We start from the raw sequence: 17,420 nt of genomic DNA on the forward strand, positions 1-17,420 counted from the left end.
CGTCATTCGCTTCGCGAAACGGCCGGCTCCCGCGGGGACCCGGCCGTTTCGCGTTGTTGGGCATGGTTTTTTTCCGCTGGCAGGTGAAAGCGCTGGTTCATCCACGGCGAGCCAAGCAGGGCGGCGGTGGCGATCAGGGCGAGGATGGCGAGGGCCAGATAAGTCTTCATGCGCATGCAAGGAATGACCTGCAAGCGCGTCAGCCAGTTCCGCTCGCCCGCAGATCGCAATATGCTGCCCCCATTACCCGCCTGAAGGAGTTGCCCATGGCCTGGTCTGCCAACCAGTATTCCCTGTTCGAAGACGAGCGCACCCGCGCCGTGCGCGACCTGCTCGGCGCCGTGCCGCCACGCCCGGTACGCCACGCCACCGACCTGGGGTGCGGCCCCGGCAACTCCACCGAGGTGCTGTTGCAACGTTACCCGGACGCCCAGGTGAGCGCGCTGGACAGCGACCCGGACATGATCGACAAGGCCCGCGAACGCAAGCGGCTGTGCATCCCCCGGGTGCGCACGCTGGTTGCCGACATCGCCGACTGGTCCGCCGCCGAGCCCCAGGACCTGATCCTGGCCAATGCCTCGCTGCAATGGCTCCCGGACCATGCATCACTGTACCCGCACCTGGTGCGCCAATTGAGCGAAGGCGCCAGCCTGGCGGTACAGACCCCGGACAACCTTGACGAGCCGGCCCACCGGCAATTGCGCGAGATTGCCAGCCAAGGCCCCTGGGCAGCCAAGTTCGCCGATTTCCAGCTGCCGCCGCGGCACAACGCGGCGTTCTACTACGACCTGCTCAGCCCTTTGTGCGCGCGGGTGGATGTGTGGCGCACCACCTATCACCACCCGTTGCTGGGTGGCGCCGAAGCGGTGGTGGAATGGTTCAAGGGTTCGGCACTGCGGCCTTATCTGGCCAGGCTCGACGCGCAGGAGCAGGCTGACTTCCTGCAGATGTACCTGCAGGCCATGCAGCGCGACTACCCGCCAGCCACCGATGGCAAGGTGCTGTTGCCGTTCCCGCGCTTGTTCGTGGTTGCTACCCGCTAGGGCGGCGCCAGCGCCAGGCCACGTAGCTGTAGATGCCGAGGTTGAGCAGCAGCACGACACTGCCCAGCACCAGCTGGACAGAGGGTGTCAGCCCGGCGGGGTAGATCAGCGGCCAGATGTAATGGTCGATGAAGCCGCCCTGGTAGCCCGCGTCACCGGCCGCGTTGCGCATGTGGTTTTCCCAGGCAGTCAGCGGGCAACCCAGGTGCAGGTATTCCACCGCCAGGCCCCAGGCCAGGGCTGGCAGATGCAGCAGCAGGGCGGCGCGCCAGCGCAGCACCAGCAGGCCGCCGAACAGCACCAGCAGGATGAACGCCAGGTGCAGCAGCAGCAAGGTGTCGGCGGCGAGGCGCAAGTGCATGGTGTGAGTGCCGGAGGCGGTGGTTAATCCAGCATAGCCGGGTTGCCTGTACTGGCCTCACAGCGCTTCCTCAACCGTCTGCAGGAAGGTCGCCACCACCCGCCGCGTGCGCTGTTCGCTCAGGCACACCAAGGTCTCGGTCAGGTACCGCTGGCAATCGACGATGGGCAACGCACACACGCGCGCATCGGCACCAAACTCCGCCGCCGACACCACCCCCACGCCAATCCCCACCACCACGGCTTCGCGTGCTGCTTCCCGGCCTTCAACCTGGATCGCCGGGCGAATCCGCAACCCGGCCCGTTGCATTTCCTGCTCCAGCGTCTGCCGCGTCACCGAGCCGGGTTCGCGCAGCACCAGCGGCATATCGTCCAGGTCCGCCAGGCTGATCGAGCCACGACTGGCCCACGGGTGCTGGTGCGAGACGAACGCCACCATCGGGTCGCGGCGCAGCGGCAGGCAATGCAGGCGTTCGTCGTCGACATCCCGCCCCAGCAGGGCCAGGTCGGCCTGGTAACTGAACAGCCGGGCCAGCGATTCATCGGTGTTGCCGGTTTCGACCTTCACCTGAATACCGGGGTAGCGTTGGCAGAAGCGGGCGATCTGCGGCAGCACGTGCACCGGCGCATCCACCGCCAGCACCAGGCTGCCGGTGTGCAGGGCGCGCGAGTCCTGCAACAGTTCATGCGCCTCGGCCTCGCAGGCGAACAGGCGCTGGCTGATGCCCAGCAGGCGCTCACCCAGGTCGGTGAGCTGTACCGAACGTTTGTTGCGGTGAAACAGCAATACGCCAAAACGCTCCTCCAGCTTGCGCACCTGGTCGGATACTGCCGGCTGGGTAAGAAACAGCTTTTCGGCCGCGCGGGTAAAGCTGCCGTGCACGGCTACGGCGTGAAAGGCCTTGAGTTGTGCGTGGGAAACCGACATGACCACCTCAGTAACAAGCCAGGCTTATGTGTGTAATACGATAAATCGATTTTATTTATCAGTCAGCAGCTGTTTCCATACCTTTCAGCCCGACGCAGGTACCACAAGTGCCGCCAGGGCCATGACGCCCACACGGCGCCATCTGACCCGATGACAGCCTCGTCATCGCTGTGCGTAACACAAGAACAAGACAGGCGTTTCTTCACATTCTGCCGGCACACTTGAGCAAGAGGTCAGACTTAAATGAACCAATCACTAGCCACGTTGAAACGCTGGCGCATTCAGATCTTCGCCATCACCTGGCTGGCCTACGCCGCCTTCTACTTCACCCGCAAGGCCTTCTCGGTGGCCAAGCTGGGCATCGCCGAAGACCCGGATTTCATGCTCGACAAGGCCGCCATGGCCAACCTCGACGCGATTTACCTGGCCGCCTATGCCGTGGGCCAGTTCACCTGGGGCATGCTCGCCGACCGCTTCGGCCCGCGCGTGGTGGTGCTCGGTGGCCTGCTGATTTCCGCCGGCGCCGCCGTGGTGATGGGCAGCTACGCTACCTTCCCGATCTTCGCCACCTGCATGCTGGTGCAGGGCCTGGCGCAATCCACCGGGTGGGCGGGGTTGTGCAAGAACATCGGCAGTTTCTTCCCCGCCGTGCAGCGCGGCCGGGTGCTCGGGTTGTGGAGTTCCTGCTATGCCTTCGGCGGCCTGGTGGCCTCGCCATTCGCCGGTTGGTGGGCCTACACCCTGGTCGGCACCTGGCACGCGGCGTTTTTCTCCAGCGCTGCCGTGGTGGCGCTGGTGGCGGTGCTGTTCTTCTTCCTGCAGCGCAACAAGCCTGAGGACGTCGGCCTGCCGGCGGTCGAGCCCGAACCACAGAGCATGGCCCCGGGCGGCAACCTGTGCAGCCTGTGGGCGCCATTGAAGGAAATCTTGCGCAACCGCACGGTGCTGACCCTGGGGCTTGCCTACTTCCTGCTGAAACCGGCGCGCTACGCCATCCTGCTGTGGGGGCCGGTGATCGTCTTCGAGCAGATGCCGTCGGTCGGCAAGGTAGGCGCAGCGATCATCCCAACGGCGTTCGAACTGGCCGGGCTGCTTGGGCCGATCCTGATCGGCCTGGCATCGGACAAACTGTTCAGTGCCCGGCGCATGCCGGCCTGCGTGATCAGCCTGGTCCTGCTGACCGTGACCCTGGCGGCGTTCATGGCGGCCATGGACACCGGCAGCGTGGTGCTGGTGGTGGCCCTGCTGTTCGTCATGGGCCTGACCCTGTACGGGCCGGACTCGATGATCAGCGGCGCGGCAGCCATCGACTTCGGCACCGCCAAGGCCGGCGCCACCGCGGCGGGCTTCGTCAACGGCTGCGGTTCGGTGGGGGCCGTGCTGGGCGGGCTGCTACCGGGCTACTTCGACGGTGTCACGGTGTTCATCGTGTTCGCCGGCTGTGCGCTGTTCTCGGCCCTGGTGCTGCTGCCGCACTGGAACAGCCGCCCGGCCAGCGCCGCGCAGAGCGCCGAGCTGGCACCGAACACCAGCCTGGCAATCAAGCCAATGCGTACCTGAAAGGAAAGCGAGCGAATGAGACCCTTCTGGCTGCAACAGGCCCTGGATTCGGCACAGGAAGCGGTGTGCCCGCCATTGTCGGGCGATGCCCGTTGCGATGTGTGCATCGTCGGTGGCGGCTACACCGGCCTTTGGACGGCGCTGATGCTCAAGGAGGCGCAGCCGGCCCTGGACATCGTGCTGATCGAGGCCGATATCTGCGGTGCCGGTGCCAGTGGGCGCAACGGTGGTTGCGCGTTGTCCTGGTCGGCCAAGTACTTCACCCTCGAGCGTCTGTTCGGCGTGGCCGAGGCGGTGCGCCTGGTGCGCGAGTCGGAGCGCAGCATTGGCGAGATTGGTGCATTCTGCGCAGCCAATGGCATCGACTGCGACTACCGCCTGGATGGCACGCTGTACACTGCCACCAATTCGGCCCAGGTCGGTGCCACCGATGCGGTGATCGCTGCGCTACAGCGCCAGGGTATCAATTCGTTCCGCCGCCTGCCGCTCGACCAGGTGCAGCGCCTGGCGGGCTCGGCACGGCACCTGGAGGGCTGGTTCTCGCCGGCCGCCGCCACGGTGCAGCCGGGCAAGCTGGTGCGCGGCCTGCGCCGGGTGGCCTTGCAGCGGGGTGTGCGCATTCATGAAGGCACGGCCATGACCGGCCTGGAGCATGGTGCCCCGGTGCAGGTGCGCACCACCCATGGCACGCTGCGCGCCGAGCGCGTGGTGCTCGGCTTGAATGCCTGGATGGCGCGGGCTTTCCCGCAGTTCGAACGCAGCGTGGCGATCGTTTCCAGCGACATGGTCATCACCGAACCGTGCCCCGACCTGCTGCGCCAGATCGGCCTGGACAGCGGTATCAGCGTGCTCGACTCGCGCATCTTCGTGCATTACTACCACAACACCTGTGATGGGCGGCTGATGCTCGGCAAGGGCGGCAATACCTTTGCCTATGGCGGGCGCATGTTGCCGGTATTCGACCAGCCCTCGCCGTACCAGCCCCTGTTGCGCGAAAGCCTGGGCGGGTTTTTCCCGGCGTTGGCCGAAGTGCCGCTGGCGGCCAGCTGGAACGGGCCATCGGACCGTTCGGTAACCGGTTTGCCATTCTTTGGCCGGCTGGACGGGCAGGGCAACGTGTTCTACGGCTTTGGTTACTCCGGCAGCGGTGTCGGCCCGTGCCACATGGGCGGTCAGATCCTGTCCTCGCTGGCACTGGGGCTGGACAACCCATGGACCCGCTCGCCGCTGGTCAACGGGCCGCTGGGCTGGTTCCCGCCCGAGCCGATCCGCTACCTCGGCTCGCTGCTGGTGCGCAATGCCATCCGCCGCAAGGAACGCGCCGAGGACCGTGGGCTGCGGCCGCGGAGGCTGGATGTGCGGCTGGCGCGGTTTGCGGCAGCGGCGGGTAAAGCCGATAAAGGCTGATGAGATTTCTTGTCGAACACAGGCCGGAGGGCGTATAAACTGCACCCACTTTTGGCCGGTCGCTTCCTGAACCGGCCGCTGAAACAAGAGAATCGACATGGGCGCACAGTGGAAAGCCAAACATAAAGAAGCCGCGGCCAACGCCAAAGGCAAGATCATGGGCAAGCTGTCCAAAGAGATCCAGATCGCCGCCAAGTCCGGCGCCGACCCTGACATGAACCCGCGCCTGCGCCTGGCCATCGAGCAGGCCAAGAAGGCCTCGATGACCCGCGAAACCCTGGAACGCGCCATCCGCAAGGGCGCGGGCCTGGACGGCGATGCCGTGCAGTACTCGGCGGTCAGCTACGAAGGCTTCGCCCCGCACCAGGTGCCGCTGATCGTCGAGTGCCTGACCGACAACGTCAACCGCACCGTCGCACAGATCCGCGTGCTGTTCCGCAAGGGCCAGCTGGGTGCCAGCGGCTCGGTGGCCTGGGACTTCAACCACGTCGGCCTGATCGAAGCCACCGCCAACGGTGACGCCGACCCGGAAATGGCGGCCATCGAGGCCGGTGCCCAGGACTTCGAGGAAGGCGACGAAGAAGGTTCGACCCTGTTCATCACCGACACCACCGACCTGGATGCGGTGCAGAAGGCCCTGCCGGAACATGGCTTCACCGTGACCTCGGCGAAGATCGGCTACACCCCGAAGAACCCGGTCAGCGCAGCCAGCCTGAGTGCCGAAGCGCTGGCCGAGGTGGAAGCGTTCCTCGAGGCCATCGACGAGAACGATGATGTACAGAACGTGTACGTCGGCCTGACTGACTGATCCGTGTAATCGGGGCCGCTTCGCGGCCCATCGCGACGCAAGGCCGCTCCTGCAGGGGCGGTTTCCGACATAGGCTCGGCTGGCCCCTGCAGGAGCGGCCTTGTGTCGCGAAACGAGAGCAAGGCCCTTGCCCGCAGTCTGGAGCCGAACCCGATGAACCCCACCTTCGCCTCCCTCAGCCTCGCCCACCTGCGTACCCTCGACCACCTGTTGCAGCTGAAGAACCTCAGCCACGCCGCCGAGCGCCTGGGCGTCAGCCAGTCCGCCCTGAGCCGCCAGCTGGCCCACCTGCGCGAAGCCTTCGACGACCCTTTGCTGGTTCGCCAGGGCCGTGGCTACGTGCTCAGCGAGCACGCCGAAGCGCTGGTCGAACCTTTGCGCCAGATACTCGAAGAGCTGCACGCCCTGCGCCAGCCCGCAGTGTTCGACCCGGCGCGTTGCGAGCGGCGCTTCTGCCTGGCCGCTTCGGACTACGTGGCCGAGCACATGCTGCCGCTGCTGGTGGCGGCGCTGGAGCGCGAAGCCCCGGGCGTATCGCTGGAATACCGGACCTGGCAAGCCGGCCAGTACGCCTTGCTGGCCAGTGGCGAGATCGACCTGGCCACCACCTTGTTCGACGAGTCGCCGCCCAACCTGCACGGTCGCCTGCTTGGCGAGGACCGCGCGGTGTGCCTGATGCGCCACGACCACCCGCTGGCCGCCTGCGGCGCGCTCAGCCAGGCCGACTACCTGGCGCACAAGCATGTGCGAATTTCCGGCGGTGGCGACAAGGACAGTTTCATCGACCGCCACCTGCGCGCCCAGGGGCTGCAGCGGCGGGTCAGCCTGGAAGTGCCGTTCTTTTCCGCCACCGTGCAGGTGATCGCCAACAGCCAGGCGCTGGCCACCGTGCCGGAACACATCGCCCGGCAGCTATGCCGCCTGTATCCGCTGGCCTGGCGGCCGCTGGGCTTCATCGACCACAGCCAGCGCTACTGGGTGGTGTGGCACCAGCGCCTGCAGGCTTCGGCAGAGCATCGCTGGCTGCGCAACCGGGTGTTCGAGTTGTGGCGCCAGTCGCAGTTCGGTGTGCAGGGCGGGCATGCGGGTTTGCCATAGCAGGTATGCGCAAGGCGGGGTTATTCACTGCGGGACAGGTGCCTAGACTAGGGCCATTGTGCTGCCTGTAGCGGCCTCTTCGCGGGTAGACCCACTCCTACAAACGATGCAGTACCTGTGGGAGCGGGTTTACCCGCGAAGAGGCCAGTACAGGCACCGACCCACCCACAGGAGCCCCCACGTGACCCCCGAACAATTCCGCCAGTACGGCCACCAACTGATCGACCTGATCGCCGACTACCGCCAGACCGTCGGCGAACGCCCGGTCATGGCCCAGGTCGAGCCCGGTTACCTGAAGGCCGCCTTGCCCGGCAGCGCCCCGCAGCAAGGCGAACCCTTCGAAGCGATCATCGACGACGTCAACCAGTTGGTGGTGCCCGGCCTGTCCCACTGGCAGCACCCGGATTTCTACGGCTACTTTCCTTCCAACGGTACCCTGTCATCGGTGCTCGGCGACTTTCTCAGCACCGGCCTGGGCGTGCTTGGCCTGTCCTGGCAGTCCAGCCCGGCCCTGAGCGAGCTGGAGGAAACCACCCTCGACTGGCTGCGCCAGCTGCTCGGCCTGTCCGACCAGTGGAGCGGGGTAATTCAGGATACCGCGTCGACCAGCACCCTGGTGGCGCTGATCTGTGCCCGTGAACGCGCCAGCGACTACGCCCTGGTGCGTGGTGGCCTGCAAGCCCAGACCAGGCCGCTGGTCGTCTACGTCAGTGCCCATGCCCACAGCTCGGTGGACAAGGCGGCGCTGCTGGCCGGTTTTGGCCGCGACAACATCCGCCTGATTCCGACCGACGAACACTACGCCTTGCGCCCGCAAGCACTGCAGGCGGCCATCGAACACGACCTGGCCGCCGGTAACCAGCCCTGCGCCGTGGTCGCCACTACCGGCACCACCGCCACCACGGCCCTCGACCCGCTGCGCCTGATCGGCGAAATCGCCCAGGCCCATGGCCTGTGGCTGCATGTGGATTCGGCAATGGCCGGCTCGGCGATGATCCTGCCGGAATGCCGCTGGATGTGGGATGGCATCGAGCTGGCCGACTCGGTGGTGGTCAATGCGCACAAGTGGCTGGGCGTCGCCTTCGATTGCTCGATCTACTACGTGCGCGACCCGCAGCACCTGATACGGGTGATGAGCACCAACCCCAGCTACCTGCAGTCGGCGGTGGATGGCGAGGTGAAGAACCTGCGTGACTGGGGCATCCCGCTGGGGCGGCGGTTCCGCGCGCTGAAGCTGTGGTTCATGTTGCGTAGCGAGGGCGTTGAAGCGTTGCAGACGCGGTTGCGCCGTGACCTGGACAATGCCCAGTGGCTGGCTGCGCAGGTCAATGCGGCGGCGAATTGGGAAGTGCTGGCGCCCGTGCCGTTGCAGACCTTGTGCATTCGCCATCGGCCGGCGGGGCTGGAAGGCGAGGCGCTGGATGCGCATACCAAGGGTTGGGCCGAGCGGCTGAATGCTTCCGGGGATGCCTATGTGACGCCGGCGACGCTGGACGGGCCCTGGATGGTGCGGGTGTCGATCGGGGCGCTGCCGACCGAGCGGGCGGATGTCGAGCGGTTGTGGCAGCGGTTGCAGGCGGTGGTCGAAGGTTGAAATCGCCGGGGGGCGCAAAGCGCCCCCCGGCAATGCATCAGTGGCTCACTGCCTGCAAGCTGCCTTTGCGGCTGGCTTCATACGCTTCTTTTTCCATCGGCTTGGCCTGCGGGTTACCCAGGTCTTCCATCGCCAAGCGATGGGTTTCCGGGGCAATGTAAGCCGCCAGGGCGCACACGCAGGTGATGAAGAACGCCAGGCCACCGATCACCAGCGGGATGTTGTCCGAGCCGGGCGGGGCGACCAGGGCGAACAGCGCCGGCAGCATGGCGGTCAGCATGGTGCCGATATTCTGGGCGATGGCCATGGCCGACACGCGGTAGCGGGTCTGGAACAGCTCCGGGTAGAAGCTGGGGAACACCGCGTTGTAACCCTGGTAGACCATGCCCCACATGACGATCGAGGTAGCGAACGCCAGCGGTACGTTGTGGATGCTGATCGCATACAGGTAGACGAAGGCCAGCAGGCCCGAGCCCAGGCAGCCTGCGATCATGGTCGGGCGGCGGCCGATCTTGTCGGAGAGGTTGCCAACGAACGGAATCACCAGCACCGCGACGATGTTGCCGACCACCGGGATCCACAGGTACACGCTCTTGTCGAAGCCGATGCCATAGGCCGGCTGCACCGCGTAGGCGGCACCGAAGATGGTGGCCACCACCGGGATGACGTTCATCAGGGCCATGAACATCACCAGCACCATGTGTTTCCAGCTGTGGCGGAAGGCTTCGCGGATTGGCGACTTGGCGACCTTGTCCTGTTTCTCTTCCTTCACGAACGCCGGGGTTTCGTGCACTTCCTTGCGGATGATGAAGCCGGCCACCAGCACCAAGGCGCTCATCAGGAACGGAATGCGCCAGCCCCATTCACTGAAGGCTTCACTCGGCATGAAGTAGGCCAGTGGCAGGAACACTGCTGCTGCCAGGACCTGGCCGGCCTGGACACCCTGCAGGGTGAAACTGGCGTAATAGCCTCTTCGCCCGAACGGCGCATGCTCCATGATCATGGAACTGGCGCCGGAGATTTCGCCGGCCACGGCAAAGCCCTGGATCAGGCGCAATACCACCAGCAAGGCGGGGGCGAGGTAACCGATGTCGTGGTAGGTAGGTAGCAGGCCCACGGCCATGGTCGACAGGCCCATCAGGAACATGCACAGCAGCAGTACGTTCTTGCGCCCGCGGGTGTCACCCCAGTGGCCGAGTACGAAGGCACCGACCGGGCGCGCCAGGTAGCCGACACCGTAGGTGGCCAGCGAGGCAATGATGGCCATTTTCGGGTCAGTGTTGGGGAAGAATATCTGCGGGAAAATCAGCGCGGCGGCCTGGGCGTAGATGAAGAAGTCGTAGTACTCGAGTGCCGAGCCTATCCATCCACTGGCGGTCGCTTTTTTCGCTTGCGAGCTGGAGTGAGCCATCGTTGTCTCCGTTGTTATTGTTGTTTGCGCAGGTTCGGCCATCGCTTTCGCAAGGGCAGGGGGCAGCGGTCGGTGGGCCTGCGTTGTGGTTCATGTTGACCACGGGCCAGCGGTGTAGCAATTCGTCAAAACGGGTTTTGTGCGGTAATCGAACGCAAAACTAACCATTCCGTACAAAGAGATTGAAGCGCCGACTGTACCTGCGAATAATCGATCGTGCCAGAAACGGTGACCGCTGGTTTTCCTCCGCCTGGCACCGTCAGCCTCCAACAACAAGGAACTCCCGCCATGCAGCGTTCGATCGCCACCGTGTCCTTGAGCGGCACCCTGCCGGAAAAGCTCGAAGCCATCGCCGCCGCCGGTTTTGACGGCGTCGAGATCTTCGAGAACGACTTGCTCTATTACGCCGGCAGCCCGCGCCAGGTGCGGCAGATGTGTGCCGATGCGGGTCTTGCCATCACCCTATTCCAGCCATTCCGCGACTTTGAAGGCTGCCGCCGCGAACGCCTGCAGAAAAACCTCGACCGTGCCGAGCGCAAGTTCGATCTGATGCAGGAGTTGGGCACCGACCTGGTGCTGGTGTGCAGCAACGTCCAGGCCGATGCCCTGGGTGAAGAACAATTGCTGGTCGATGACCTGCGCCTGCTGGCCGAGCACGCCGGCAAACGCGGCCTGCGCATTGGTTACGAAGCCCTGGCCTGGGGCCGCCATGTCAATACCTACCAGCAAGTCTGGAACCTGGTGCGCCAGGCCGACCACCCATCGCTCGGGGTGATCCTCGACAGCTTCCACACGCTGTCACTGAAGGGCGACCCGCAGGCGATCCGCGACATTCCCGGCGACAAGATCTTCTTCGTGCAAATGGCCGATGCGCCGATCCTGGCCATGGACGTGCTGGAGTGGAGCCGCCACTTCCGCTGTTTCCCGGGGCAGGGCGAGATGGACATGGCCGGCTTCCTGGCACCGATCCTTGCCACCGGCTACCGTGGCCCGCTGTCGCTGGAAATATTCAATGACGGTTTCCGCGCCGCACCGCCGCGGCAGAATGCCGCCGACGGCCTGCGCTCGCTGCTGTACCTTGAAGAACAGACCCGGCTGCGCCTGGAGCAGGAGGGTACGCCGATCGAACCCGGTGTGCTGTTCACCCCACCGGCGGCGAGCAGCTATGACGGCGTCGAGTTTCTCGAATTCGCGGTTGACGAAGCCGTTGGCGCGCGCCTGGGCAGCTGGCTGAAGCGCCTGGGCTTTGCCGAAGCCGGCAAGCACCGCAGCAAAGAGGTGCAACTGCTGCGCCAGGGCGATATCAATATCGTCCTGAATGCCGAACCCTATTCCTTCGGCCACAACTTCTTCGAGGCCCATGGCCCATCGCTGTGCGCCACTGCGCTGCGGGTCAAGGACCAGCAAGCGGCGCTGAAGCGGGCCACTGCCTTGCGTGGCCAGCCGTTCCGTGGCCTGGTCGGCCCCAATGAATGCGAAGTCCCGGCGGTACGTGCGCCGGATGGCAGCCTGCTGTACCTGGTGGAGCAGGGTACGGCCGGCCAGACCCTGTATGACACCGACTTCAGCCTGGACAAGAACGCCACCGCCACCGGTGGCCTGCGCCGCATCGACCACATGGCGCTGGCCCTGCCGGCTGAATCGCTGGACAGCTGGGTGCTGTTCTACAAGGCCCTGTTCGACTTCGCCGCCGACGATGAAGTGGTGCTGCCCGACCCCTACGGCCTGGTCAAAAGCCGCGCCCTGCGCAGCCAGTGCGGCACCTTGCGCCTGCCGCTGAACATCTCGGAAAACCGCAACACCGCGATCGCCCATGCGCTGTCCAGCTACCGTGGTTCAGGCGTACACCACATCGCGTTCGATTGCGACGACATCTTCCGTGAAGTGGCGCGCGCCAAGCTGGCCGGGGTGCCACTGCTGGAGATACCGCTGAACTACTACGACGACCTGGCCGCGCGCTTCGATTTCGACGACGAGTTCCTTAGCGAATTGGCGTACTACAACGTGCTGTACGACCGTGATGCGCAGGGTGGCGAGCTGTTCCACGTGTACACCGAACCGTTCGAGGAGCGTTTTTTCTTCGAGATCATCCAGCGCAAGAGCGGCTATGCCGGCTATGGTGCGGCCAACGTGGCGGTGCGCCTGGCGGCCATGGCCAAGGCACGCAGTGGCGTAGCGCGCAAGCCGGTGCTCTGAGCGCTGCCGGCAGCCCGCGCGGCGTCCAGCAGTGCCGACTCGGCGTCGACACCCACCGCCTCGATGCCACGCTCGCTCGGGGCGCGCAGCAACCAGCCCTCACCGCAGCCGCGGCTGGCGCGCGCTGGGGTTGACGGCCCAGGATGGCCAACAGGATGGCTTGGTCGGTGACCGCCGTGCCGACCAGTTCGCAGGCCTCGAAATCCAGCAAGCGGCGGCAATACCGGGTGGTACTCAGTTGCTCACCACCAGCTCCGGCCCGAGGTAGTCGTTGATCTGCTGGATGTCGTCATCGCCCAGGCTGCCCACCGACGACGCCAGGCGCAGCCGTGACATCAGGTAGTTCAGCTTTGCCTCGAACAGGTCATGGCGGGCGTCATACAGCAACTCTTCGGCGTTGAGTACATCCGAGTTGGTGCTGGTGCCGCCTTCCTTGAAGCCCTTGCGGGTCGAGGTCAGTGAGCGTTCGTTGGAGGCTACGGCTTTTTCCAGTGCCTGGATACGCAAGGCGCCACTCTGCACGCCGCGGAACTCCCGGGTGGTGCCGGAAATCACCTCCTGGCGGGTGGCGTCCAGCTCATCCAGGGCCTTGGCGCTGTTGGCGCTGGCCTGGCGGGTCAGGGCGCTGGTACCACCTCCGCTGTACAGCGGGATGTTCAGTTCCAGGCCGATCGAGCTGTAATGGTTGCGCTGGTTAAGCTCGGAAATCGACTGGCTGCTGCCGGCGGTATAGCCCGCGACGAAATCCAGGGTCGGCCAGTGCCCGGCGCGGGCGCGTTTCACTTCTTCCTCGGCCAGCGCATGGTTGTGTCGACGGGCATGAATCAGCGGGCTGTCGGCCTGGGCCTTGACCAGCCAGTCCTGCAAGTTGCCCGGCATCAGCGGCGGGGTGCTGAAGCCTGGCTGCAAGGTGGTCAGCGACTGCGGCGTTTCACCAATGTATTCCTCCAGCTTGCGCCGGGCATTGACCAGGTTGTCCTGGGCTTCGATCAGGTCGGCTTCGGCCAGGTCGCGACGGGCGACCGACTCGTCGATGTCAGTGATGGTGCCGGCACCCAGCTCCATGCGCCGCTTCGCCGACGCCAATTGCTCCTCGAAGGCGTTCAGCTTGGCCTTGGCCAAGGTGATGGTTTCGCTGGCCAGCAGCACGTCGAAGTAGGCATCGGCCAGGCGTACCGCGGCGTCCTGGCTCTTGGCATCGAACACCGCAACGCTGTATTCGGCACGTTGCTGGCCCTGGCGGTATTCGGCCATCTTCTGCTTGTTGAACAACGGTTGGCGCAGGCGCACGTTGGCGCCCTTGGAGTCGTAGTCCAGGTCGCTGTCCCGGCCATTCTGCCGCTGGCTGCCATTGACCTTGTTGAAGTAGCCCGCAGCATTGATCTGCGGGAGCAGGCCGGCCTGGCCGATGGCGCGGTTTTCGCTGCCGGCCTCTTTCTCGTGAACCGCAGCGCGGTAGATCGGACCCTGGTACTGCAGCAGGTCCCAGGCTTGCTTGAGGTCCATGGCACTGGCCTGTACGGACAACCCCAACAGGCACAACATCAGGCACGGGCGATTCATGTCATTGCTCCTTGAACGAGGCGTCCACGCGTTCGAGCATCGGCTTGAGCAGGTAGCTGAGCAGGTTACGCTCACCGGTCTTGATGGTGACAGTGGCCGGCATGCCGGGGCGGATGTGGTTGCTGCCCAGCAGGCCCATGCCGGCCTGCGTCACCTCCACCTGAGCCAGGTAGAACGGCTGCTTGCTTTCTTCATCCATCAGGCGGTCGGCGGAAATGGTCTTGACCCGCCCTGGAATATTTGGCGTCTGGGCATGGTTGAAGGCAGGGAAGGCGATATCCACATCCAGGCCGGGGACCATCTTGTCGATCGCCTGTACCGGGATCATCGCGTCCACCTGCAGCGGCTGGTCGAGCGGCACGACTTCCATGATCCTGGCCCCAGCCTGGATGATGCCGCCGACCGTGGCGATGCTCAGGGCCTGGACCATGCCATCGATCGGCGAGCGGATCACGGTGTGGGTCACTTCATAGTCCAGCGCCCGCAGGCGGTCGGCCAAGGTGGTGTTTTCCTTGGCGGTGTCGGTCAGTTGCGACTCCACTTCCTTCAGGTAGTCGTGCTGGCGCTGCAGGATGCGCAGCTTGATCTCGGTGGCCTGGCTGCGTGCCCGGGCAATATTGTTGAGGTTTTCGGCCTGGCCGGCGGACAGGTCGGCATTGTTGCGTTCCAGCTCCAGCAGGCGGTTGCGCGGCACATAACCTTCGGCGGCCAGCACCCGGGTGCCTTGCAGTTCCTGGTTGAGGAAACCGATCTGCGAGGCGCGCGCGCCATACACCTGCTGCAGGCCCTTGAGCTGCACCGCCGTGGCGGCCAGGTTTTCCTCGAGGATGCTCAGCTCACCGGCCAGTCCGGCGCGGCGGGTGTCCAGCAGCCGTTGCTGCAGGTCCATGGCCGCCAGCAGGCGCGGGTCGTTTTGATAGTGCTTGAGCAGGGCGGGGTCGAAGGTGATCGTGTCACGGCCGTCGCGCTCGGCTTCCAGGCGGTTTTCCACGGTTTTGCTGACGATGTACTGGGCACTGACCGCACCCTGTTCGGCCACCGCGCGCAGCGCATCGAGGCGAACCACCTCCTGGCCCTTCTTCACCACATCGCCTTCGCGTACCAGGATCGCCTCGACCGTGCCGCCGGTAAGGTGCTGTACCGCCTTGCGATTGCTGGTGACCTTCACCGTGCCTGTGGCCACCACCCCGGCATCCAGTGGCGCCAGGCACGACCATAGCAGGAAACCGCCAAAGCCGGCGATGACCAGCCATATGCCCCAGCGTGCCGGGCGGCTGGCATCCAGGTCGATCAGGTTGCGGGCCTCTGCAGGAATCAATTCGGCGTGGTGGGTCATCTGCATGATCGGTTACTCCCGTACTTTTACCGAAGCCAGCGGTGCCGCGCTGCCCGCCGGGATCACACTGGCCTTGCGCAACGCCGCGAACACTTCATCGCGGCTGCCGAGCATGTGCACGGCACCGTCACGCAGCATCAGTACCTTGTCGACCGCGCACAGCACATTGGGCCGGTGGGATATCAGGATCACGGTAGCCCCGCGTGCCTTGAGTTCGGCCAATGCATCGACCAGGGCTTTTTCGCCGACGTCGTCGAGGTTGGCGTTGGGCTCGTCCAGCACCACCAGGTTAGGTTCACCGTACAGCGCACGGGCCAGAGCAATGCGCTGCTTCTGGCCGCCCGACAACGGCGTGCCATCGGCCGCCAGGCGTGTGTCGTAGCCCTGCGGGAAGCGCAGGATCATGTCGTGCACGCCGCTGCTGCGGGCCGCGCGAATGACTGCGTCGCTGTCCACTTCGGCAAAGCGGGCGATGTTCTCGGCGATGGTGCCCTCGAACAGCTCCACGTCCTGCGGCAGGTAGCCAAGCCAGGGGCCCAGCTCGGCCTTGTTCCAGGTGAAGATGTCGGCGCCGTCCAGGCGCACCTTGCCGGCCTGGGCCGGCCACACGCCGACCAGCAGGCGGGCGAGGGTAGACTTGCCGGAGGCCGACGGGCCAATGACGCCGAGGCTTTCACCCGGGGTCAGGCTGAAGCTCACCCCGCGTACGATGGGGTTGTTGGTCCCAGGGGCACCGGCGATCACGTTTTCCACGGCGAGCATGCCCAGCGGGCGCTGTAGCGACATGCTCGGTGGCCGCTGCGGGTAGTCGTGCAGCAGCTCGTTCAGCCGCCCCCAGGCGGACCGGCAGCCGAGCAACTGTTTCCACGAGGCGATCACCTGTTCCACCGGCCCCAGGGCACGGCCGGTGAGGATCGAGCAGGCAATCATCATGCCCGGGGTGATCTTGCCTTCGATCGCCAGCAGCGCGCCGGTACCGAGGATGACCGATTGCAAGGTGATGCGCACGAAACGCCCGGTGCTGCTGATCAGCGCCGCACGGTCGGAGGCCAGCGTCTGCATCTGCAGGATGCGCAGGTGGCCTTGGTACCAGCGCTTGCCGATCGCCGGCAGCATGCCCATGGCCTCGATCACTTCGGCATTGCGCAGGTTGTTGTTGGCGTAGCTGGCCGATGACAGGGCTGCCTGGTTGGCTTCGGCCAAGGGTTTTTGCGTGGCTTTCTCGGTGAGGTAGGCCAAGGCCACCAGGATCAGCGAGCCGACCAGCGTGACCAGCCCCAGCAGTGGGTGGATCAGGTAGCTGACCAGCAGATAGATCGGCGTCCAGGGCGCATCGAAGAAGGCGAACAGGCCGTTGCCGGTGAGAAACTGCCGCACCTGGGCCAGGTCCTGCAGGGCCTGGGCCGGGTTGCCGCCTGCACGGCTCAGGTTACGCTCGAAGGCGGCGCTGAAGATGCGCCGGTTGAGGTCCATGTCCAGGCCGTTGCCCACCCGGATCAATACGCGAGTGCGGATCATCTCCAGCGCCGACATCAGCAGGAACAGGCCGATCACCAGCAAGGTAAGCATGGTCAGGGTGGTGACGTTGCGGCTGACCAGGGCGCGGTCATACACCTGCAACATATAAATAGATGGCGTCAACATCATGACGTTTATCACGCCGCTGAACGCGGCCAGAACGAAAAAGCTGCGCCGCAGGCGAAACAACACCTCTGCGAGTTCGGATCGGATGCGTGGCGACTTGTGCATCAGCGGCCTCCCTTCATCACAAAACGGGAAGGCCGTTGCGGCGCCCCGTACAGCGGTAGTCGTGGCTTCTGGTCGGCTCGCAGGCGGTTCGCTCTGGGGGCGAAATGGTCCAAGACGCTGCGTTGCTCCCACATGCTGGAGCGTAGGTTGCGACGAAACGCGCAGTAATATCATTTTGCTCTATGAATACATTGAACTTTTTATAAGTGCCAAAAAAACAGCTATTTGCAGCGCGTTATCATCGACATGCGAATTTGTTGACGAAATATTGACAACCTTTTGTTCTGCGACTTTAGTCTGGTGTATTCGGACCCCCATGCGAGCTGGGGTCGATGCGTGTGCGTTACAGCTGTACCGCACCGTTTAC

The 17,420-nt window shown here is 64.9% G+C and carries 14 protein-coding genes and 1 pseudogene; 7 read left to right on the forward strand and 8 right to left on the reverse strand.

Annotated features, from left to right (window positions below; genetic code table 11):
* Positions 1-2: 2 nt before the first annotated feature.
* A complete protein-coding gene (locus ACVWZT_RS19510) occupies positions 3-176 on the reverse strand; it encodes a hypothetical protein (RefSeq protein ID WP_296233140.1) in 174 nt (57 codons plus the stop codon).
* Positions 177-266: 90 nt separating this feature from the next.
* Between ACVWZT_RS19510 and tam the strand changes: the two genes are divergently transcribed.
* The gene (gene tam, locus ACVWZT_RS19515; protein ID WP_296233138.1) at positions 267-1,043 is read left to right on the forward strand and encodes a trans-aconitate 2-methyltransferase; all 777 of its coding nucleotides are present in this window, start codon (positions 267-269) and stop codon (positions 1,041-1,043) included.
* Here the strand turns inward: tam and ACVWZT_RS19520 are convergent.
* Together ACVWZT_RS19520 and ACVWZT_RS19525 are read right to left on the reverse strand one after the other, a co-directional pair.
* On the reverse strand, positions 1,033-1,404 hold the full coding sequence (locus ACVWZT_RS19520) for a DUF2784 domain-containing protein (RefSeq protein ID WP_296233137.1): 372 nt from the start codon (positions 1,402-1,404) through the stop codon (positions 1,033-1,035). The genes tam and ACVWZT_RS19520 overlap by 11 nt on opposite strands.
* Before the next feature lie 57 nt (positions 1,405-1,461).
* Complete coding sequence (locus ACVWZT_RS19525) at positions 1,462-2,331, reverse strand: LysR substrate-binding domain-containing protein (RefSeq protein ID WP_296233135.1); 870 nt, start codon at positions 2,329-2,331, stop codon at positions 1,462-1,464.
* A 243-nt stretch (positions 2,332-2,574) separates the two neighbouring features.
* Between ACVWZT_RS19525 and ACVWZT_RS19530 the strand changes: the two genes are divergently transcribed.
* The 5 genes from ACVWZT_RS19530 to ACVWZT_RS19550 all read left to right on the forward strand — a co-directional run bounded on the left by ACVWZT_RS19530 (position 2,575) and on the right by ACVWZT_RS19550 (position 8,798).
* Positions 2,575-3,891: an MFS transporter gene (locus ACVWZT_RS19530; protein WP_296233133.1), complete on the forward strand. Its 1,317-nt coding sequence runs from the start codon at positions 2,575-2,577 to the stop codon at positions 3,889-3,891.
* Between the two features lie 15 nt (positions 3,892-3,906).
* Complete coding sequence (locus ACVWZT_RS19535; protein WP_296233131.1) at positions 3,907-5,298, forward strand: FAD-dependent oxidoreductase; 1,392 nt, start codon at positions 3,907-3,909, stop codon at positions 5,296-5,298.
* Between the two features lie 97 nt (positions 5,299-5,395).
* A complete protein-coding gene (locus tag ACVWZT_RS19540) occupies positions 5,396-6,106 on the forward strand; it encodes a YebC/PmpR family DNA-binding transcriptional regulator (protein WP_170029433.1) in 711 nt (236 codons plus the stop codon).
* A 153-nt stretch (positions 6,107-6,259) separates the two neighbouring features.
* The gene (locus tag ACVWZT_RS19545) at positions 6,260-7,204 is read left to right on the forward strand and encodes a LysR family transcriptional regulator (protein WP_457472120.1); all 945 of its coding nucleotides are present in this window, start codon (positions 6,260-6,262) and stop codon (positions 7,202-7,204) included.
* 181 nt (positions 7,205-7,385) lie between these two features.
* Entirely contained in the window at positions 7,386-8,798 is a 1,413-nt protein-coding gene (locus ACVWZT_RS19550; protein WP_457470863.1) for a DOPA decarboxylase, read from the forward strand.
* A gap of 37 nt (positions 8,799-8,835) precedes the next feature.
* Here the strand turns inward: ACVWZT_RS19550 and ACVWZT_RS19555 are convergent, their stop codons facing one another.
* Positions 8,836-10,209 (reverse strand): MFS transporter, encoded by a 1,374-nt coding sequence (locus ACVWZT_RS19555; protein ID WP_457470865.1) that lies wholly within the window; start codon positions 10,207-10,209, stop codon positions 8,836-8,838.
* A 288-nt stretch (positions 10,210-10,497) separates the two neighbouring features.
* Between ACVWZT_RS19555 and quiC the strand changes: the two genes are divergently transcribed.
* Entirely contained in the window at positions 10,498-12,405 is a 1,908-nt protein-coding gene (gene quiC, locus ACVWZT_RS19560; RefSeq protein WP_457470867.1) for a 3-dehydroshikimate dehydratase QuiC, read from the forward strand.
* Here the strand turns inward: quiC and ACVWZT_RS19565 are convergent.
* The 4 genes and pseudogenes from ACVWZT_RS19565 to ACVWZT_RS19580 form a co-directional block, all read right to left on the reverse strand.
* Positions 12,405-12,577 (reverse strand): annotated as a pseudogene (locus ACVWZT_RS19565) (class I SAM-dependent methyltransferase); the annotation flags it as partial. The gene quiC and the pseudogene ACVWZT_RS19565 overlap by 1 nt on opposite strands.
* A gap of 62 nt (positions 12,578-12,639) precedes the next feature.
* A complete protein-coding gene (locus tag ACVWZT_RS19570) occupies positions 12,640-13,968 on the reverse strand; it encodes a TolC family outer membrane protein (RefSeq protein ID WP_296233127.1) in 1,329 nt (442 codons plus the stop codon).
* A 1-nt stretch (position 13,969) separates the two neighbouring features.
* Positions 13,970-15,310 carry an HlyD family type I secretion periplasmic adaptor subunit gene (locus ACVWZT_RS19575; RefSeq protein WP_457470868.1) on the reverse strand — a complete coding sequence of 447 codons (1,341 nt, stop codon included), beginning with the start codon at positions 15,308-15,310 and terminating at the stop codon, positions 13,970-13,972.
* A 6-nt stretch (positions 15,311-15,316) separates the two neighbouring features.
* Positions 15,317-17,053 carry a type I secretion system permease/ATPase gene (locus tag ACVWZT_RS19580; RefSeq protein ID WP_296233124.1) on the reverse strand — a complete coding sequence of 579 codons (1,737 nt, stop codon included), beginning with the start codon at positions 17,051-17,053 and terminating at the stop codon, positions 15,317-15,319.
* Positions 17,054-17,420 lie beyond the last annotated feature (367 nt).

This window comes from Pseudomonas sp. TE21394 (assembly GCF_054057835.1).